General features: G+C 60.8%; 19 protein-coding genes. 14 read left to right on the forward strand and 5 right to left on the reverse strand.

All coding sequences use genetic code 11. From position 1 onward, the window contains the following. The first annotated feature begins 72 nt into the window (after window positions 1–72). The 11 genes from NKJ77_RS05715 (at window position 73) to NKJ77_RS05765 (ending at window position 9044) form a co-directional block, all read left to right on the forward strand. The gene (locus tag NKJ77_RS05715) at window positions 73–1176 is read left to right on the forward strand and encodes an inositol-3-phosphate synthase (protein WP_023681094.1); all 1104 of its coding nucleotides are present in this window, start codon (window positions 73–75) and stop codon (window positions 1174–1176) included. Next, window positions 1173–1769 carry a histidine phosphatase family protein gene (locus tag NKJ77_RS05720; RefSeq protein ID WP_023826375.1) on the forward strand — a complete coding sequence of 199 codons (597 nt, stop codon included), beginning with the start codon at window positions 1173–1175 and terminating at the stop codon, window positions 1767–1769. Before NKJ77_RS05715 ends, NKJ77_RS05720 begins: the two co-directional genes overlap by 4 nt. A 14-nt stretch (window positions 1770–1783) precedes the next feature. Further along, window positions 1784–2884 (forward strand): CgeB family protein, encoded by a 1101-nt coding sequence (locus NKJ77_RS05725; RefSeq protein WP_023830885.1) that lies wholly within the window; start codon window positions 1784–1786, stop codon window positions 2882–2884. Further along, the gene (locus NKJ77_RS05730; RefSeq protein ID WP_023830886.1) at window positions 2884–3687 is read left to right on the forward strand and encodes a sugar phosphate nucleotidyltransferase; all 804 of its coding nucleotides are present in this window, start codon (window positions 2884–2886) and stop codon (window positions 3685–3687) included. The genes NKJ77_RS05725 and NKJ77_RS05730 overlap by 1 nt, the downstream gene beginning before the upstream one ends. 3 nt (window positions 3688–3690) lie before the next feature. Then, the gene (locus NKJ77_RS05735; protein WP_023681093.1) at window positions 3691–4452 is read left to right on the forward strand and encodes a TIGR04290 family methyltransferase; all 762 of its coding nucleotides are present in this window, start codon (window positions 3691–3693) and stop codon (window positions 4450–4452) included. Beyond that, window positions 4445–5377 carry a glycoside hydrolase 5 family protein gene (locus tag NKJ77_RS05740; RefSeq protein WP_023687790.1) on the forward strand — a complete coding sequence of 311 codons (933 nt, stop codon included), beginning with the start codon at window positions 4445–4447 and terminating at the stop codon, window positions 5375–5377. The genes NKJ77_RS05735 and NKJ77_RS05740 overlap by 8 nt, the downstream gene beginning before the upstream one ends. Before the next feature lie 6 nt (window positions 5378–5383). Then, entirely contained in the window at window positions 5384–6541 is a 1158-nt protein-coding gene (locus NKJ77_RS05745; protein ID WP_031202573.1) for a glycosyltransferase, read from the forward strand. A gap of 8 nt (window positions 6542–6549) precedes the next feature. Continuing rightward, the gene (locus tag NKJ77_RS05750; protein ID WP_245266075.1) at window positions 6550–7527 is read left to right on the forward strand and encodes a GNAT family N-acetyltransferase; all 978 of its coding nucleotides are present in this window, start codon (window positions 6550–6552) and stop codon (window positions 7525–7527) included. Between the two features lie 4 nt (window positions 7528–7531). Beyond that, window positions 7532–8434, forward strand: coding sequence for a class I SAM-dependent methyltransferase (locus tag NKJ77_RS05755; RefSeq protein WP_023830889.1), 903 nt, complete (start codon window positions 7532–7534; stop codon window positions 8432–8434). Further along, window positions 8406–8726 (forward strand): hypothetical protein, encoded by a 321-nt coding sequence (locus NKJ77_RS05760; RefSeq protein ID WP_460222882.1) that lies wholly within the window; start codon window positions 8406–8408, stop codon window positions 8724–8726. Before NKJ77_RS05755 ends, NKJ77_RS05760 begins: the two co-directional genes overlap by 29 nt. A 141-nt stretch (window positions 8727–8867) precedes the next feature. Beyond that, on the forward strand, window positions 8868–9044 hold the full coding sequence (locus tag NKJ77_RS05765; RefSeq protein WP_023667969.1) for a hypothetical protein: 177 nt from the start codon (window positions 8868–8870) through the stop codon (window positions 9042–9044). Here NKJ77_RS05765 and NKJ77_RS05770 read toward each other — a convergent pair whose 3' ends face one another. The 5 genes from NKJ77_RS05770 to NKJ77_RS05790 all read right to left on the reverse strand — a co-directional run bounded on the left by NKJ77_RS05770 (window position 9045) and on the right by NKJ77_RS05790 (window position 14977). Further along, entirely contained in the window at window positions 9045–9608 is a 564-nt protein-coding gene (locus NKJ77_RS05770) for a sigma-70 family RNA polymerase sigma factor (RefSeq protein WP_023667968.1), read from the reverse strand. It abuts the gene before it with no gap. A gap of 623 nt (window positions 9609–10231) precedes the next feature. Then, window positions 10232–11203 (reverse strand): amino acid ABC transporter permease, encoded by a 972-nt coding sequence (locus NKJ77_RS05775; RefSeq protein WP_023712239.1) that lies wholly within the window; start codon window positions 11201–11203, stop codon window positions 10232–10234. 19 nt (window positions 11204–11222) lie between these two features. Beyond that, on the reverse strand, window positions 11223–12503 hold the full coding sequence (locus tag NKJ77_RS05780) for an NAD(P)/FAD-dependent oxidoreductase (RefSeq protein ID WP_023830891.1): 1281 nt from the start codon (window positions 12501–12503) through the stop codon (window positions 11223–11225). Window positions 12504–12647: 144 nt separating this feature from the next. Next, window positions 12648–13475, reverse strand: a complete 828-nt coding sequence (locus NKJ77_RS05785) for a transporter substrate-binding domain-containing protein (RefSeq protein WP_502902087.1) — start codon at window positions 13473–13475, stop codon at window positions 12648–12650. A 299-nt stretch (window positions 13476–13774) separates the two neighbouring features. Continuing rightward, entirely contained in the window at window positions 13775–14977 is a 1203-nt protein-coding gene (locus tag NKJ77_RS05790; RefSeq protein ID WP_023830892.1) for an MFS transporter, read from the reverse strand. Between the two features lie 176 nt (window positions 14978–15153). Here NKJ77_RS05790 and NKJ77_RS05795 point away from each other — a divergent pair, with 176 nt between their 5' ends. The 3 genes from NKJ77_RS05795 (at window position 15154) to NKJ77_RS05805 (ending at window position 18325) form a co-directional block, all read left to right on the forward strand. Continuing rightward, window positions 15154–16065 (forward strand): LysR family transcriptional regulator, encoded by a 912-nt coding sequence (locus tag NKJ77_RS05795; protein WP_023691455.1) that lies wholly within the window; start codon window positions 15154–15156, stop codon window positions 16063–16065. A gap of 290 nt (window positions 16066–16355) precedes the next feature. Next, window positions 16356–16559, forward strand: coding sequence for a hypothetical protein (locus NKJ77_RS05800; RefSeq protein ID WP_023667962.1), 204 nt, complete (start codon window positions 16356–16358; stop codon window positions 16557–16559). Window positions 16560–17350: 791 nt separating this feature from the next. Further along, complete coding sequence (locus NKJ77_RS05805) at window positions 17351–18325, forward strand: L,D-transpeptidase family protein (protein WP_023691458.1); 975 nt, start codon at window positions 17351–17353, stop codon at window positions 18323–18325. Window positions 18326–18363: the final 38 nt, after the last annotated feature.

An 18363-nucleotide genomic window follows, 5' to 3' on the forward strand; every position in this document is an offset into this window, starting at 1 on the left:
CAAGGAACATTCCGGCACGCTGGTGGTTCGGCGGCAGGAACTTACCTTTGAACAGCATAGGGCGGCAGTTTCGTGGGATCGAAAAAGGTTCGTGTCGGTATCGTCGGGGTCGGCAATTGCGCATCCTCCCTGGTGCAGGGCCTCTCCTATTATCGTCACGCAAAAAGCAACGAACCAATCCCAGGGCTGATGCATGCCGACCTCGGCGGTTACCATGTCGACGACATCGAGATTGTCTGCGCATTCGACGTCGCCAGGAGCAAGGTTGGCCTCGACGTCGCTGAAGCAATCTACGCCGCCCCGAACAACACGTTCCGCTTTGCCGATGCGGCGGCAAACGGCGTTCGCGTCGAGCGCGGACCGACACTTGACGGCATCGGAAAATACTTGCGCGACGAAATCGAGGAGGCGCCGGAGCCGGTTGCCGACGTCAGCGAAATCCTGCGCAACAGCGGCGCCGACGTGCTGGTCTCTTACCTGCCGGTGGGCTCCGAGGAGGCGACGCGCTTCTACGCCGAATGCGCGCTTGAGGCCGGCTGCGCCTTCGTCAACTGCATACCCGTTTTCATCGCCTCACGTCCGGAATGGCGCCGGCGCTTCGAGCAGCGAGGGCTGCCGCTGGTCGGCGATGATATCAAGAGCCAGGTCGGGGCGACCATCGTTCACCGCCTGCTGGCCAATCTCTTCCGCGAGCGCGGCGTGCGCATCGATCGCACCTATCAGCTGAATTTCGGCGGCAACACCGACTTCCTCAACATGCTGGAACGCGAGCGGCTGGAATCAAAGAAGATTTCCAAGACCCAGTCCGTGGCCAGCCAGTTCGATGTTCCCCTGGAGCCGGGCAATATTCATGTCGGACCCAGCGACCACGTACCGTGGCTGACTGATCGCAAATGGGCCTACATCCGGGTGGAAGGGACGACCTTCGGCGGCGTGCCGCTCAACGCCGAGCTCAAGCTGGAAGTCTGGGATTCTCCAAATTCAGCCGGCGTGGTTATCGATGCGATACGCTGCGCCAAGCTTGCGCTCGATCGCGGCATAGCGGGAGCACTGACCGGCCCCTGCAGCTATTTCATGAAGTCGCCTCCCGAACAGTTCACCGACGCCGAAGCGCGGCAGCGCACGCTCGCCTTCATCGCCGGCAAGGACGAGCCTTTGCTGGATGCCGCGGAATGACGACAACGTTCTTTTTGATCCGTCATGCAGCTCACGACAATGTCGGCTCCTATCTTGCAGGACGGATGGACGGCGTTTGCCTTGGCGAGGCTGGGAAGGCGCAGGCCGCGCAGCTTGGTGGCCGAATGGCCCGGGAGCCTATTGAAGCCATCTTGTGCAGCCCGCGTGAGCGTACGCAAGAGACGGCCGTGCCGATCGCGCTTGCCTGCGGCGTCGGTGAAATCGCGATCTGCGCCGAACTCGACGAGATCGATTTCGGCGATTGGTCGGGAAAGACTTTCGACGAGTTGAATGGCGATGCCGGTTGGCGGGCGTGGAACGACCAGCGGCAGGAGGCCAGGACACCGAGCGGCGAGACCATGCTGGATGTCCAGGAGCGGATCGTCGCACTGATGAACGCAGTGCGCGAGCGGCATCCGAATCAGTGTGTCGCCCTGGTCAGCCACGCCGACGTGATCAAAGCCGCCGTCTGCAAGGTGCTTGGCTTGCCGGTCGGCGACTGCTTCCGCTTCGACATCGATCCAGCCTCGATCACGACGATCGTGTCGGGTGACTGGGGCTCCAAGCTCCTGCGAATGAACGAAGCTGCCTGACGAGGACTTTCCGGATGCAGATGGTCATTTTCGGTCTCACCGTTACATCATCATGGGGCAACGGCCATGCCACGCTCTGGCGCGGACTGATCCGCGCCCTGGGTCGGCTGGGATGGTGCATCACCTTCTTCGAACGCGATACCCCCTACTATGCCGGGACGCGTGATCTCGATCGGCTCGATGGCGGCAACGTCGTCATTTATCCGGACTGGGAAGACATCCGTCGCGTTGCGGAGCGGGCAATGAAGCAAGCGGATGTCGTCGTCGTTACCTCCTACTGTGCCGACGCCGTGGAGGCCTCGCGGCTGGCGCAGCAGACAGGTCGCGGATTGCGTGTCTTCTACGATCTCGACACTCCGGTCACGCTTGCCCGCATCGAGCAAGGCGAGCGTCCGCCCTATTTCGGACCTGAGGGTCTTGCCGATTTCGACCTCGTTTTGAGTTACACCGGCGGCTCTGCGATCGAGGCGCTTAAGTCGGTTTTAGGCGCGCGTCACGTGGTGCCTCTCTATGGGCATGTCGATCCCGACCAACACCGGCCGGCAGAGAAGCGGGCCGAATTCGCCGGTGATCTGTCCTATCTCGGAACTTACGCGGCGGATCGCCAGGCCGGCGTCGAAAAGCTGCTGGTCCGCCCGGCCGCGCGCCTGCCCGACCACCGTTTCATCATTGGCGGCGCGCAATATCCGCAGGAATTCCCATGGAGCGACAACATCTTCTTTGTCAGGCATCTTCCGCCAGCCGACCATCCGGCTTTCTTCTCATCATCTCGCCTGACACTGAACGTCACCCGGGAGGCGATGGCGCAAAAGGGCTGGTGCCCGTCGGGACGGCTCTTCGAAGCGGCCGCGTGTGGGGCTGCCATCGTCACCGATGCATGGCCGGGCCTGGCCGAATTTTTCGAACCCGGCCGCGAAATCTTGTTGGCGCATGACACCGATGATGTGGTCGCCGCATTGCGATTGCCGGAGCGCGAGCTCGACGGCATTCGAAGGCGTGCCCGCGACCGGGTCTTGGGCGAACACACTTCCGCACGGCGCGCGGCGGAACTGGATCGCATCCTGAACGATGCCTTTCAAAGATCTCCCGGCGAACCGATGAGGGAAGCGGTCTGATGTTGGGCATCGTACCCGCTGCCGGGCGCGGCAGCCGCATTCAGCCGCTCGGCTTCTCGAAAGAGCTGCTGCCGGTCGGTAGCCGGATCGATGGACAGACCGAGCGTCCCTGCGCCGTGAGCGAGTATCTGGTACGGCGCATGGTGCAGGCCGGCGTCGACAAGATTTGCTTCATCATCGGATCGGGCAAATCCGACATCCTTGAATACTACGCCGCCGGCTACGGTGACGCGGCGGCTCTCTTCGTGGTGCAGCCGAACCCCGTCGGTCTGTGCGATGCGATCTTCCGGGCGGCGCCCCTCGTCGCGCCCGACGAGGTCGTCCTGGTCGGCCTTCCCGATACGATCTGGTTTCCCGAGGACGGTTTCCGCCATTTGCCCGACGATCAGCTCTCATTTCTGCTTTTCCCGGTGGATCAGCCGGAATTCTTCGACGCCGTCGTCATCGACGTCCACGAGCGCGTGATCGAAATCCAGGTCAAGCGACAGGATGCCGCCACGAACTGGGTTTGGGGTGCGTTCAAGATGCCGGGCCATATCCTTCATCAGCTTGCGGCACTCTGGCGTGAGCGCGAGCGCAGTGACGAATATATCGGCACTTTGGTCAACGCCTATATCTCGGCCGGCGGTACAGCTTTTGGTGTCAGGGCTGGGTCGGACTATGTCGATGTCGGCACTTTCAACGGCTATCGCACAGCTCTGCGGTTGCTTGAAAACGACGCCCCATCCGCGCACCGCCGGCCCACCATGATCATGCCCGGCGCGCAGTCGCATGTACCCGTCGTTCCTGGCGAAGGAGCCTGAGCCATGCTGCATTCCCATGCCGAAATCCGCCGCCGCATCGATGCGCTCGGCCCATGGTTCCACAACATGGAACTTGCCGGCGTCCAAACCGCTCCCAACCATTTTCTGGGCAACTACCCGCTGATCAAATGGCGCAAATTTGCCAATGCCATTCCCGCTGATCTGACGGGCAAGGCGGTACTCGATATCGGCTGCAATGCAGGATTCTACTCCATCGAGATGAAACGGCGAGGTGCTGACCGTGTCCTCGGCATCGATTTCGATGACGCCTACCTGGCGCAAGCTCGCTTTGCCGCCGAGGTTGCCGATTGCGAGATCGAATTCCAGAAGCTTTCGGTCTACGACGTCGGCTCTCTGCGCGAGACATTCGATGTCGTGCTGTTCATGGGGGTGCTTTACCATTTGCGCCACCCCTTGCTCGCGCTCGACCTGATCCGCGAACATGTCGCCCGTGACCTGATGATCTTCCAGTCCATGCAGCGCGGCAGCGCGGATCTGCCCGAGTTGGAAGAAAACTATCATTTCTGGACGCATGACCTGTTCGACCAGCCGCAGTTTCCCAAGCTGCATTTTATCGAGCACCGCTATGCCGACGATCCCACCAACTGGTGGATTCCAAACCGCGCCTGCACCGAAGCGATGCTGCGCAGCGCCGGTTTCGAGATCGTTCTGCACCCCGAGCAGGAGGTCTATTTCTGCCGCGCAGCCGGGGACCCGGCCGGCGGCGGCGCCATCTACCCCTCGAAAGGACAGCTCCATGATTGAAGCCGCCATGATCTGGAACGAGCCCAACAACAAATCGCATTGGGACCCAGAGCTCGATCCCGATTGGAGCCGCTTTGCCAGGATGGCGATCTTGTCGGCTGACGCAATCGCGTCGGAGAACCCGTCTTTGACGAAAGTACTCGGTGGCATCTCGCCGATAGATCCGGGCTTTATCACCCGCATGAAGGAATTCGGCGTGCTGGACCATGTCGATGCCGTCGCCGTGCACGGCTTTCCGCTCGACTGGAACCTGTGGCAGATCCACGAATGGCCACAGAAGATCGGCGAGATCGCGACCGTCACCAACCTTCCCATCTGGGTCAGCGAAGTCGGCGTATCGACCTTCGGCGCGGAAGAGATCCAGGTCTGGGGGCTCAAGCGCACCGCCGAGTTGCTGATTGGCAACGCACCACGTATCCAGTGGTACAGCCTCTACGATCTTCCGCGCGAATGGGAAGCAACGACGCGGCATCGCGAGGCGGAGGGCTCTTCTTACTATCGACATTTCCACATGGGGCTGCTGCGCCAGGACGGCACGCCAAAACCAGCGCTGGAGGAGTTCCTGCGCTACTCGCCCGCAATGGGGCTGGTGCAGTGGTTTCATTTCGAGGACCCCCGGCTGGACGATGCTGTCGCCTGGATGAAGCGGCTGGGCGTCACCAATATGCGCACGGGGCTTTCCTGGGCAGACAGCTTCCGACCGAACGCGCTGGACTGGTTCGACCGGCAGATGGAGGCACTCGCCGATTTCGACGTGACGGTCACCTTTTGTTTTACACCGGAGCATCGGGGAATGATGCCCCACCACACCAGCCCGCCACTGGTGCCGGAGGAGTTCGCGGAATTCTGCGCAACCATGATCCGCCGCTATGCGCCCGGCATGGCGTCCAATTCGCTCCCGACGCGGCGGGCCTCGGCAGCGTGAAATGTCATGCTACCGATGCATCAGACGCCCGACACATTGGACGAATTAGCGGCACCATCGACAGGTGGTGCGGCGTACGGGACCGAGGCCCAACCAGCCGCGGCGCTCACTGTCCTCAATGTCGCCTACCCTCTCGCACCCGTCGGACCCGATGCTGTCGGCGGTGCCGAACAGGTTCTGTCGATGCTCGATCGGGCGCTGGTTCGCGCCGGCCACCGCTCTATCGTCATTGGCTGCCGCGGCTCCAGCGCGAGCGGTACCCTTGTGGAAATACCGGCTGAAAACGGCGTGCTCGACGAGGCGGCGAAGAGCCGCGCGCAGCAGGCTCATCGCAAAGCGATCGCCGCTGCCCGCGCCCGATGGCCGATCGATGTGGTTCATCTGCACGGCATCGATTTTCATGCCTATCTGCCCGACGATGGTCCGACCCTGGTGAGCCTCCACCTGCCCTTGGACTGGTATCCGGCCGAGGCTCTGCGACCGACGCGCGACGACCTGTGGCTCCATGCGGTCTCGCCCACCCAGCAGCAAACGGCGCCACCAGGGGCCAGACTGGTGGCGCCGATTCCCAACGGCGTTGACATCGAAGCACTGAGCCTGGTGCAGCCGAAGCGAGACTTTGCCCTGGTTCTCAGCCGGGTCTGCCCGGAAAAGGGCATTCACCTGGCCCTGGACGCGGCCAAACAGGCGGGCGTGCCCCTGGTCATCGGCGGCAAGGTCTACCCCTACGAAACACATACGCGCTACTTTCGCGACGAGGTCCAATCCCGTCTTGATGCTCGCCGCAGCTTCTTGGGCCCGCTCGGTTTTAACGCCAAGAGGCGCTTTCTCAACGCAGCCCGCTGTCTGGTCATTCCAAGCCTCGCCGCCGAGACAAGCTCGCTTGTCGCCATGGAGGCCCTCGCCTGCGGTACCCCGGTGGTCGCATTCCCGAATGGTGCGCTTGCGGATGTAATCGAGCACGGCAGGACGGGCTTTCTCGTCAATACAGTCGACGAGATGGCCCAAGCCATTCTTGCGGCGCCCAGCCTGGACGCCGAGGCGTGCCGGGTGGAGGCGCGACGGCGGTTTTCGCTGGAACGGATGATCTCGTCGTATATGGCTGCCTATCAGGCGCTGGCACAACTTGGCACAGATTGCCGGCGCTTCGCTGCGGCACCGTGAGAAAAGCAGTGTTGCGCAGTGAAATCATCGATGACCCCGTAAAATTCGATGCCTTGACGCCGCACTGGTGGAAACTGTGGGAGCAGAGTTCCTGTGCGACGCCGTTCCAATCCCCCGCCTGGCTGGTGCCATGGTGGCGCGCATTCGCACCCGGTGAACTGGCGACAGTCGCGGTCTGGCGTGGCGGCGATCTGGTCGGGCTGGCGCCACTCTATCTCGAGCATGGAACGGCCGGTTCGAAGCTGCTTCCGGTCGGTATTTCGCTCAGCGATTATCTGGACATCCTGGCTGTCCGGGATATCGAGGCGGCGGTCGTGTCCACAATTGCCGAAACGATCTGCTCGGTCGGGTGGTCACAATGGATATTGTCTGATCTGCCGCAAAACAGTGCCGGTCTTACGATCGCGCATCCCGGTTTAACGGTCGAGAGGCCGGTAATTCATGCAGCCTGCCCCGTGCTTGCTGTTGCCGGCGACGACACGTTGGCCGGCTGCGTTCCCGCTCGGCGCAGGCGCCAGTTGCGCCGGGCGCGCCAAGCGGCGTCCAGACGCGGCCGGCTCGCGTTGGCGTCAGCCCGGGGCGATCAGAACTTCCTGAACCAATTGATCCGCCTGCACCATGCACGCTGGGTTGGACATGGAGGTGGTGTATTGGCCGACCCCGCCGTGCAGCACTTCCATGGGCTTTCACTTCCCTTGCTCGATGCTCACGGCCTGGTCCGATGCTGGTTGCTCGCGATCGATGGCACGACTGTCGCCGCCTATTACGGATTTCACCACCGCGGCCGCGCCTATGCCTATCTCGGCGGCCTAGATCCTGCATATGCCGAGGAGAGCCCAGGGGCGATCCTGATCGGCCACGCGATCGCGGAGTCGATCCGCGAGGATGCGCGCGAGTTCGACTTCCTGCGCGGCCAGGAGGCCTACAAATATGGCTGGGGCGCCGTCGACAGGTGGACGATGCGGAGGATCTGGACGCGGAGTTGATGTCATGAGTGTGCACGCGCAGCGCCGGACATCGGTCAGACGGGCGGTCGAAGATTGCATGGCCGATGGTGCCTGCGCCGAAGCTGTTCTCGTCAGGCTGGCGCTTCACCTGCCGCCCACAATTGAAGCGGCGGAATTGGCGGAGTTCGTGCTGAAAGTCCGTCCGGCGGATACCGGCGATGCTGAAAGACTGCGAAAGGTCGCTGGACTGCTGCGCCACAGACCGGGCGTCCTTGCCACTTTGCGAGCGACAGGCGGCGCCGTTCGGCATGAACGCGGTAACGGCGAGACGGATATTGCCGTCGTCACGCGGCTGGCCTCGAGTTTTGATGCCGCGGCAGCAATTTCGACAGCCGCAAGTGTCCAGTTAGGATCCCTTGGCGATGACGAGCGGCTGACAGCCATGACCGACGAAATCGTTGAATGGCTCGAGGCGCGAGAATTCACCGGAATTGAACGAGACATTCTCGACATCGGTTGCGGCATCGGACGTTTCGAGCGCGCGCTGTCCAATTCCTTCAAGCGGATGGTCGGCATCGACATATCATCGCGGATGATCTCTGTCGCCTCCGAGCAATGCGCAGCGCTCGGCAATGTCGAACTGCGCCAAACCTCCGGTCTCGATCTGGCCGACTTCGACGACGACAGTTTCGATTGCGTGTTGGCGGTCGACAGCTTTCCCTACCTGGTCCTGGCCGGCATGGCTGAGCGGCTTTTCGATGAAATTGCGCGCGTTCTCAAACGGCCGGGCCGGCTCGCATTGCTCAACTATTCTTATCGCGGATCGCTTTCTTTGGACCGGGCCGACATCGGCCGTCTTGCGCAAGCTCACCAATTGCGGGTCGTCATCGACGGCGAGAAGCCGTTTGGGTCATGGGATGGCGACGCCTTCCTGCTTGCTGGGTGAGACGGAACATTACAGCGCGATGCCGGTTCGGGCGTCGGCACCGATCGGTGTCCTGGATTCGAAGGAGGAGATCATGGCATCCGGCGGCAAAAAGCATTTCGGCCAAGGCAGCCAAGGCAAAGGTGCCGGCGCCGGCGCAATGACCACCTTGGACAAGGACAAGATCGAAGAAAACGCGGTTTTGTCCAACCGCGACAGGAAGCAACATGGCCGAGAGCGCGGGCTGGACGGCAATCGAATCAAGTCCGATCAATTTCAGGATCACGCCGCAAACCGGTTGCTGAAGGACTGACGCCACCGCGCCGCGTCTTGCCGCGGCACGGAGGAAAACTGTGCAAGGGCCGCCGGTGAGCCTCTCGGCGGTCGACAACGCCTTGTAGTGCCGAGCGCTCATCATCAGACTTGGATCTAGGGATGCTATCAAGAGAACGTGATGTCTCATTCGAGCGACGATACCACGGATCTGCTTGTCGAGATGGCAGTGGATCAGGAGATTGCTTCCCTGCTGGCCGCCATAGAGCAGGAAAAGATACCAGACCGCCTATCCAAGCTGGCGATCCAATTGCAAAATGCTCTCGTCGAGAAGCGTCGGCGAGACGTGAAGAGCTGATTATCTGCGGCTGTCGACCTCTATATCGAGCTGACCATCCGACAGCTGATTTCGCCTTTCTATCAATGTCTGCAACGAGCTCTCCCCGAGTAGCTCAAGGATGTTGGCGCGGGCACGGTTCAGCCGGCTCTTGACCGTCCCTACCGCGCAGCCGCAGATTTCGGCGGTTTCCTCGTAGCCCACTCCTAAAACGCCGATCAGCATCAGCACCTCGCGCTGATGTTCGGGCAGCTTTTGGATGGCGCCGTGAACTTCCTTGCTCTGAACGGTCCATTCCTGGGTAGCTTCCGAAATCGGTCTCGAAGACGCGCAGTCGAGAAGGCCTGGCGCTTCCCGTGCAGCGATCTTGATCCGGGTGTAGTAGGTGTTGCGCATGATGGTGAAGAGCCACGACTTCATGCGTGTACCAGGTTCGAACTTGTCGATGTTGGCGAGCCCTTTGGTCAACGTTTCCTGCACCAGATCGTCGGCATCGTCTGGAACGCGGCAGAAGGTGCGCGCGAAAGCCCGCAGGGCAGGTATCAGATCAACGATGGAAACGTCATTGGTTTGTTGGTCGGCCAAGAGATAGCCTCCGGATGACAATGGTCCAGCTCCCAGAAGAAAGAGTGAATGAACGAAGCCAGAGCTAAATGCATGGAAGTTTGGTTCGTTCCCGCCGTTGGAAACAACTCTTCGAAAATTCCACCGGGCGCGAACACGCCGACTACGGTCTTCCCCCAAACACGCCCACTTCAAAGGAACGAAACACCATGCCGAGCTTCATTCCCGGAAGCCTCGCCGGTGCGTTTGGCTGTGCAGGGCATGGACCGAGTCGTGCGGCTGGTAACGCAAACCACTGCCTGACAAACCTATTGGCGAACCACGTGGCGAACTCGGCTACCATCGATACATAGCGATAATGGTTGGCCCGGAGGACATGTTAAGGTCGTTGATTTTATCGATTTGTTGGCGCGGGTGAAATCCAGCAATCGGTCGTAGTTGCCGGGCGGTCGGCCAACGAACATGCTCGTCCAGCACTTGCTCTATTCTGCCCTCCGATCGGGCTAAGCCGATGAAATACCGGGTTGATTCACCCCTCACGACGTCGCCGAACGGCATGCTGTCGCGTACAATCTGCAGCTGCTCTCCGAAGCTGGCTGTTGCGGTGCTGTGCAACTCGCTTTGGCGAAAATCACGGATGACGATCAGCGCTTGAGTGAGCGCCCGAACCGGTCTTCGATCCGCGACTGCAGGAACTCGAGCCCCATCGAGAGCAGCCAATAGATCATCGAGGCGGTGATGAGCATCTCGATGTGGCGGAATTCGGTCTGGCCCTGCGTGCGTGCGAGATACATGATCTCCCAGACCCCGACCACCGAGACCAGCGAAGAATCCTTCAGCATCGCAATGAACTGGTTGCCGGTCGGCGGCACGATGACCCGCATCGCCTGCGGCAGGATGACCAGGAACATCGTCTGGTTAGCGCTAAGGCCGAGTGCCGTAGCACCCTCGGTCTGGCCGCGCGAGATGCTTTCGATGCCGGCCCGGAAGATCTCGGTCATGTACGCGCCGTAGCAGAGCGACAGCGCCATGATACCGGCCGGCACGGCGCCGATCACGTAGCCAATCTGCGGCAGGCCGAGATAGATGATGTAGATCTGCATCAGCAACGGCAAGCCACGAAACAGAGAGGTATAGAAGGTCGCCAAGCCATAGACCACGCCGTTGCGGGAAAGTTTGGCGATGGCGCCAACGAAGGCGATGAGGGTGGCGATGGCGATCGAAATGGCCGAAATGTAGAGGGTCGTCACCACACCCTTCGAGACGAGGAAGCCGATCTTCTTGGCGATGAACGCGAAGGACAAGTCGAAGGAATAGAAAAACAACATTAGCAACACGAACAGCTCTATCCAGACTGCCACAATCTGCTGTTTGCGGCTGAGATACCGCAGCGCGTTCCAGTTCGCCACCAAGATCAATGCGATCAGCACCGCCGAGACCGCCCGCCCGACGTCCGGGTTGGCGGCGAGCCACTCGACGGACCACGGAACGAGCTTGCCGAGCCAACTGGCTTTGATGCCGAGCCCATACAGGCCGGCGGCGATGGCGGCGAGCACGAAGAACACGCCAACACGGCGCGCCGCGTCCGGGTGGTTGAGCAATAGTCGGCCGATCACGTCTTCGATCTCCCTGCGGTCAGCGGGCCCGCTCGCGCCACCAATCCTGCGCCTGCAGCTTCCAGTAGGTGAGTTGCGCAACCGCAAGTCCAGCCGGGCCGCCCGCCCAGGCAAGGCCGAATGGTGCGAACAGCCGGTAGTGGTCCGATTGTCCCAGTATGGCTTCGGCGATCAACTTGCCGGCGATCGCCGTGGTGTTGATGCCATGGCCACCAAAAGCCGTGAGGTACCAGACGCCCGGCTGCAACGGGCCTATTTGGGGCATCATGTGCCGGGCATAAGACATGAGCCCGGACCAGGCGAGTTCGGTCTTGAGGTGTTCGAGCTGCGGATAAGTGGTGACCATCTCACGGCGCAATTGCCTCGCCAACACGCCCGATGAGGCTGCCCGGGTGGTGATGCGCCCTCCCCAGAGCAGCCGCCTGCCGTCTTCGACAACACGGTAATAATCGCCTGCGCGACGGTTATCGCCGACGGCGTCGGTCGTCGTAATCGCCTTGGCGATGAGGTCAGGCGCCTCCTCGCTCACCATAACGTAAGTGGCGATCGGCAGGAATGCCCGCTGCAGCCGACTGACCAGTGGCCCCGTATATCCGCCGGTGGCAACTACGGCCTGGCGGGCGCGCACTTCGCCGCTGTCGGTACGCAAGATCTTTTCGGCGCCGTCAAGGTTGGCTTCAACGGCAGCCGTTCTCTCGTATATCCTGCCGCCCAGCCGCTCGATCTCGCCAGCAACGGCGCGCAGATAGTTAAGCGGATGCATGTGGAAGGCGCTGGGATCGCGCAGGCCTTGGTGGTAGCGATCCGAATGCAGCACCGCTCGCACCTGGTCGCGATCGAGATAGTCGAGCCGATAGTCGAAATCCCGCGCCAGTTGCTCGGCATATGCCTTGAGCGCGGCGCCACCATCGTGGCGAAGCACGCTCAATATACCGGAGCGCGGCTCTGCCGCCTTGATGTCGAGATCGCGGATCGTCTGCCGCACGAAGTCGACGCCTTCGATGGACAGGCGGTGCAGTTTTTGTGCCGCGTCGACGCCGGCCATCGCGGCGATGTTGTCGGTGCCGGTGGCGAAACCGGGATTGACGAAGCCGCCATTGCGACCGGAAGCGCCGAATCCTATCCGCTGCGCCTCAAGCACGACGACCTGCTGGCCGGCGCGAGCCAGCTGCAACGCCGTCGTCAGGCCGGCCAGTCCGCCGCCGACAACGACAGTCTCGCACTCGGAAACGCCGCTCAGCGGCGGTCTGATGGTGTTGTCGGCAAGCGTGCGTCGGTAATAGGTGTCAGGACATGTCATGATCAATATGATGAGGTGGCGGCACTAGAGCATTTTGCAGGCAGGCGGAGCCGCCCGGTGTCGTGGAAATGCGGCTGAACCAAAACAGATGGAGCGGGATGTTCAATTGAATGCACCCCGCTCAAGCTTTATCCACGATGCCTCTCAGTCAGAGCTGTAATCCTTGCCGTACCACTTGGTGGTCAGTTTCGCGAGGGTACCGTCCTTCTTCATCTCGTCGAGAATGCCGCCGATCTTGGCATTCCACTCGGCATCACCTTTTTCCGCGATCACCACCAGTGGCTCACGGAAGGCATAGCCGCCTTCCAGGACACGCAACGGGTAGCCGTTCTTTATCGCGTTCTGAGCCGTCTGTTCTGGTGCGATGACCGCGTTGAGGCGCACGCCGTCGCCGAGCCTCAAATCGTCGAACGGCAGCATTGAGTCAGCGAAAGTCCTGATCTCACCGGGCTCCAGCTTGTATTCGATGGGCGGCAGGCCGGGAGCATCGATCTCGAGTTGTCTACGGATGAAATCCTCCGACGTGGTGGCGGTCTCGACGCCGATGATCTTACCGTTCAGGTCGGCGACCGATTTGGCCGGGCTGTCCTTGTGAACCACGTAAACGTAGGGGCTATAATAATAGATGCCTTCGAAATCGATCACCTTGGCCCGCGCTTTGGTCGGCGTCACCGAGCCGACACCCAGATCGTAGCGTCCCTGCCAATGGCCGCCCGTCATCGTCGCCCAGTCCGGCGTGTCGAAACTGACCTCCACACCGAGGCGCCTTGCGATCTCCTTCGAGACGTCGATATCGAAGCCGACCAATTGATTGCTGTCGTCGAGGAAACTCTGCGGCGGCCAACCGCTGTTTGTGGCGACCACCATTGCCTTCTTCGAGGTAACCCGGTCGATGGTTTCACCCGCCGACGCCGCAGACGCGAACGCGAGCGTGGTAGTGGCCAAGCCCAGCCACGCGATCAATTTCCTCACTTGAACCTCCCTCTTCATGGTCATTCAGACATATGCTTCCCAGAGCGCGCTCCCGTAGAGAAATAGCAATTGAGAGCGCGGCATGAGATCGATCTCATATCAGCACACATATCGACGAGGGGATCAAGTCCTTTTTCAAATAGCCAGTTGTCCTCCGGGGGCGCAAAGCATCGGCACCCGCACGGTGCGGCGGAACCCGCGTTTGATGTGACGCGCGTGACTTTCAAGACAGAGGAAACGAAGATCTACTTCAACCTATCACATCATTGCCAGATGGGCGGCACAGGATGGCTTGCTGTCTACGAGTTTCCGATGTTCCGGTTAAGCATGGGTGCGCGGCACACCGGCAGCAGCACCAGCAGGATAATGGCGGAATCGACCCAGAGGACCCTGTTCACGCCCATCGTGTCGACGATCTGACTGGTCGCTAGGGTACCCACGGAGATGGCAAGATTGAAAGTGAAGCAGTAGATGGCCGTCGCGGTCTCCGCGCTTTCTGATGCTGCACTCAGCACCCACGTCTGCAGCGTAATGGGCGCCGCGCCATACGCGAAGCCCCACACCAGCAGCAGGATGGTTCCTGTGAGCGGCGTGACCCCGAGCAACGGGAAAAGAGCCAGCGTGGCCCCGAGCCCAATGACGACGCAGGCCAATGTGCGACCGACGGATTTTGCGGCCCAGACGCCTGCGACGGCGTTGCCAATCATTCCGAGAATGCCATACCCCAACAGTAGCCAGCCTATGCTCCCTGCAGTGACGCCCGAGACCTCCAGCAACACCGGGCTCACGAAAGTGTAGGCACCGTAGTGGGCAGCCACCAGCAGTGCGGTCGCAACCACGCCCGCCAGAAGGGCGGGATTGCGCAATTGCGCACGCAGGGCTTTCACCTCCACAGGCTGCGCCGCCTCCAGCTTCGGAAGCACAAGCAGGGCGGCGAGCAGTGTGGCAAAGCTCAGGCCGGCGAGAGACCAGAACGCGCCGCGCCAGCCGACTAGATCACCGATGATCGTGCCGGCCGGCACGCCCAGCACCGCAGCGGCACTTACACCGCCGAAGACAATAGTCATGGCGCGCGGCACGGACGGTCCAGGAACAAGGCGTACTGCGATGCTCCCGGCTATCGCCCAAAAGCCACCGATGGTGATCCCGACGAGCAGCCTGGACGCGAGCAGAACGGGAAAGTTCGTTGCGAGCGCTGAAATCACGCTCGCTGCAGCCATTACCGCGAGCAGGCCCGCCATCAGAATACGCCGGTCGAGCCTCCCCACTGCCAACGGCAAACCGATAGAAGCGAACGCCGCAATTACGCCGGGTATCGTCACCGTGAGACCGCCACTCCCAATAGAGACATTCAACTCGGAAGAAATTGCCGGAATCAGCCCCACAGGGAGTTGCTCCGCAGTTATCATCGAAAAAATACCCAGCGATACAGTGAGCACGGAGAGCCACATGCGAAAAGTGGCTCCCTCTTTCTCCCGAAGGGCTGCTTTGGTCAGAGACATGATCACCTCCAGCCCGCGAGAAGGCACTCGACGCCAACGTTTCGGGCAAACGTTAGAGAGACGGATCGGGCAATTGATCCCGGCCTGGTTTCAGATAATCTGTCCACTGCGGATTGATAATCGAGGGAGATATGGATGGTGAATTCACGAAACGTGAATGAAAGAGGTGATTGCAGTTGGACCGGCTGACCAGCATGACCGTGTTTGCCAACGTCGTCGGTGAAGGCAGCTTCGCTGGAGCGGCCAAGCGGATGCGACTATCGCCAGCGGCCGTGAGCAAACATGTCCAGATGCTGGAAGAGTGGCTTGGCGCACGCCTTCTCAACCGGACGACCCGGCGCATAAGCCTGACAGAGCTCGGCGCCTCCGTCTACGAGCGCAGTCTGCGCATAATCGAGGATGTCGAGGAAGTTCGTACGAGCGCGGCCGAGAGCAAGACACGTCCCACCGGCTCACTGCGTGTCAGCGCGCCGATCTCCTTCGGCGCGATGCACCTTGGGAGAGTCGTTGCAGAATATCTCGCGGTCTACCCGGAGGTGTCGGTTGAGTTGGTGTTGGACGACCGTGTGGTTGACATCGTGGAAGAGGGCCTGGATGTCGCGGTACGCATCGCTCCACTCACGGTTTCCAATCTGGTTGCTCGCCGAATCGCGCCTTCACGCGAGGTGGTCTGCGCTTCGCGCGATTATCTGGACAGACGCGGGCGTCCCACAAAGCCGTCGGATCTCCACGACCATGATTGTCTGGACTACGCGTTGCGCGCCAGCCGCGGAAAATGGCGGTTCGACGGACCAAAGGGGGAAGTGGCGGTAAAAATCACTGCACGGATGACGGCAACGAACGGGCAGCTCCTGCGCGATGCGGCGCTGGGTGGAGCAGGCATAGTACTTTGCCCCACTTTCCTTGTTGGAGAAGCCATTCGTTCGGGCCAACTGGAGACAGTGATGCCCCAGTTCAAGCCGGTAAGCCGGTCGATCTACGCGATGTACCCGTCAAGAAGGCATCTTTCCGCCAAAGTTCAAAGCTTCGTGACGCTTCTCGCCGCCCACTTTGGTGAGAACCCACCTTGGGACAACTTTGGACCATGACGACTGGAATGTTGAGCCCAGAGGCCGCGCGCACTTGCACGGCCTTACTGTGCATGGGACCAGCACCCAGGGCCAAGGGGCGGTGCATATCGAGCCGTCCAGCACCTTTTCGAGACTGAAGCATCCGCTATTTGCCGACGGTCAGTCGCTGAGGCTCAATCCACCGCCCATCCTAAGCGCCGCCACAGCGCAAGTTGTAGCATCTGCGGTGTCTCTGGTTCTCTGCGGCCACCGGCGGAACGGGTTGTAAGCAGGCGCGTTCCTCCAGCGTCAAGCTTGGAGAACATACCATGGATGACGAGCTGCGCCTGAAGTTACAAGAGCTGAGCCAAAGCATGCAAACGCGAGCGGCCGAACTTTCGACGCTCGGCGGCAGCGCAGACATAAGTACGGTGATGTCGGGGATCGCCGTCGCTCTGGAGGCGCTACTGGTGATTGCCGAAGAGATGAAAACGCCACGTTCCGGCCCTTCGGTCCTGCCCGACGCTACATGAACATCTCCGATCGTTTGGGAGAGGCTCCAGAGCGAGAGCGCCTACCGCTCACCAGCAAATCGCTCGCCGAGGAACTGGCTTTAATCCACATTCTGGGTTGGAGAGTGGAGAGCGCAATCTACTCGGTGGAGTACTCCAGGTGGGGTGAGCGTCGGCAGAAATGGATTTTGCACTCGACGATGCCTTTTGGGTAATCGGGGACGGCCTTAGGACGGAGGACCATGGTGGCTTGGATGGCCGCAATTTGCCCGATTACAGATGAGCAGGCGCTCGTTAATTCGGAGACAGTTGGTGACATCCGGGAGTTTCGCTGTCCGAGTTGCGGCGACTTCAAAATCACGAACTCGGCCACCGCGATGTTCAAAGGCCATCGGCAGAACAGAAGTTGGAGCGCTTCGAATACGCTAGAGCAATCGCGGACGACAACGCGATCACAGTGACGACGGAACATGGATCTATCGATACCGAAGATCAATAGAATACCCGCCCGATAAGCCGGTTCCCAGCGCATCTCCTCACTTGCTGCCCTGAGACCATTTGACTGCCGGTCCAGGTAGTGGGCAGTTTGAAGGTAGAAGCTCACGTCAACATGGCCAGACCATTTTTACACTGCCGATCTGCGCGGCCAGCAACGCCTCTCGTGAGGGGCAAGGCATGGGCATCAAACGTCTCGGACCGGTCGGCAGCGTAAGGCTGGTTGCCTATGATCCCCTACCGGCGAATGGAACCAGATCTGCCACAGCGCGTCATAGAAGCAGATCAGGTGCGATTTAACGTAAGGAGTGAAATCGATGATCAGGCTCCTTCTCCTCCTCGCCATTGCACTCGCCTTCGCATGCGGCGGGACGGAGGCGGCCAAGCTGGACCTAGCCGCGGTAAATCAGGCGCAATTCTCCGCCGGCGATCCGAAAGGGCTCGATCCTGCCGTGCTGAAGGCGCAAATTTTTTTGGATCGTGCGCGCTTCTCACCGGGGCTCATCGACGGCCGCCTTGGAGAGAACTTCGCCAAGGCGGTCAAGGCCTTCCAGGCGTCGAACGGACTGGCGCCAGATGGCAAGCTCACCCAGGCGACTTGGGACAAGCTGATGGCAACCTCCACCAGCCCAGCTCTGATCACCTATGAACTGACCCGCAAAGATGTACGCGGCCCCTTCACCAAACGCATTCCGGGGCGCATGGAGAGGATGGCTCGCCTGAGAAGGCTTGGCTATCACGACTCGATCGAGAAGCTGGCGGAGCGCTTTCATGTGAGCGAACCATTGCTCAGGAGGCTAAACCCAGGCACCGGATTCAGGAAAGCTGGAACCACGCTGCTGGTACCAGATGTTGGCCGGGGTGAACCTCCCGCCACCATTGCCGGCGTCGAAGTCGACAAAGGCGCTCATCAGGTGCGCGTGCTCGACCCCTCCAATAAAGCGCTTGCCGTCTACCCTGCCTCGATCGGGAGCGACGAGAAGCCGGCACCAAGTGGGCAGGCAGAGATCCAAAGGGTGGTGCACAACCCGACCTATCACTACGATCCCGATTTTGCATTCAAGGGAGTCAAAACCAAGCGGCCCTTCACCATTGCTGCCGGCCCTAACAATCCCGTGGGATCAATCTGGATCGACCTCTCCATCGAAAGCTACGGCATTCACGGCACGCCCGAACCCGGCAAGATCGGGAAGACCTTCTCTCACGGCTGCATCAGGCTAACGAACTGGGATGCCGAGGACCTCGCCTCAATGGTGCACAAACATATGAAGGTGACTTTCAAGGACGAGTGACGCAAGCCGTCGCATCCCTCGATGTCGCCGAAACAAGA

It is taken from the genome of Mesorhizobium sp. M0052, from assembly GCF_040323255.1.
In the GTDB taxonomy this organism is placed as follows: domain Bacteria; phylum Pseudomonadota; class Alphaproteobacteria; order Rhizobiales; family Rhizobiaceae; genus Mesorhizobium.

What these genes read in the sequence shown, in the direction of transcription:
- NKJ77_RS05760 (WP_460222882.1), top strand. Translation starts at nt 8,406, where the DNA reads ATGGCGACGCCTTCCTGCTTGCTGGGTGAGACGGAACATTACAGCGCG.
- NKJ77_RS05730 (WP_023830886.1), top strand. Translation starts at nt 2,884, where the DNA reads ATGTTGGGCATCGTACCCGCTGCCGGGCGCGGCAGCCGCATTCAGCCG.
- NKJ77_RS05790 (WP_023830892.1), bottom strand. Translation starts at nt 14,977, where the DNA reads ATGTCTCTGACCAAAGCAGCCCTTCGGGAGAAAGAGGGAGCCACTTTT.
- NKJ77_RS05765 (WP_023667969.1), top strand. Translation starts at nt 8,868, where the DNA reads ATGTCTCATTCGAGCGACGATACCACGGATCTGCTTGTCGAGATGGCA.
- NKJ77_RS05755 (WP_023830889.1), top strand. Translation starts at nt 7,532, where the DNA reads ATGAGTGTGCACGCGCAGCGCCGGACATCGGTCAGACGGGCGGTCGAA.
- NKJ77_RS05735 (WP_023681093.1), top strand. Translation starts at nt 3,691, where the DNA reads ATGCTGCATTCCCATGCCGAAATCCGCCGCCGCATCGATGCGCTCGGC.
- NKJ77_RS05805 (WP_023691458.1), top strand. Translation starts at nt 17,351, where the DNA reads ATGATCAGGCTCCTTCTCCTCCTCGCCATTGCACTCGCCTTCGCATGC.
- NKJ77_RS05740 (WP_023687790.1), top strand. Translation starts at nt 4,445, where the DNA reads ATGATTGAAGCCGCCATGATCTGGAACGAGCCCAACAACAAATCGCAT.
- NKJ77_RS05780 (WP_023830891.1), bottom strand. Translation starts at nt 12,503, where the DNA reads ATGACATGTCCTGACACCTATTACCGACGCACGCTTGCCGACAACACC.
- NKJ77_RS05745 (WP_031202573.1), top strand. Translation starts at nt 5,384, where the DNA reads ATGCTACCGATGCATCAGACGCCCGACACATTGGACGAATTAGCGGCA.
- NKJ77_RS05800 (WP_023667962.1), top strand. Translation starts at nt 16,356, where the DNA reads ATGGATGACGAGCTGCGCCTGAAGTTACAAGAGCTGAGCCAAAGCATG.
- NKJ77_RS05720 (WP_023826375.1), top strand. Translation starts at nt 1,173, where the DNA reads ATGACGACAACGTTCTTTTTGATCCGTCATGCAGCTCACGACAATGTC.
- NKJ77_RS05725 (WP_023830885.1), top strand. Translation starts at nt 1,784, where the DNA reads ATGCAGATGGTCATTTTCGGTCTCACCGTTACATCATCATGGGGCAAC.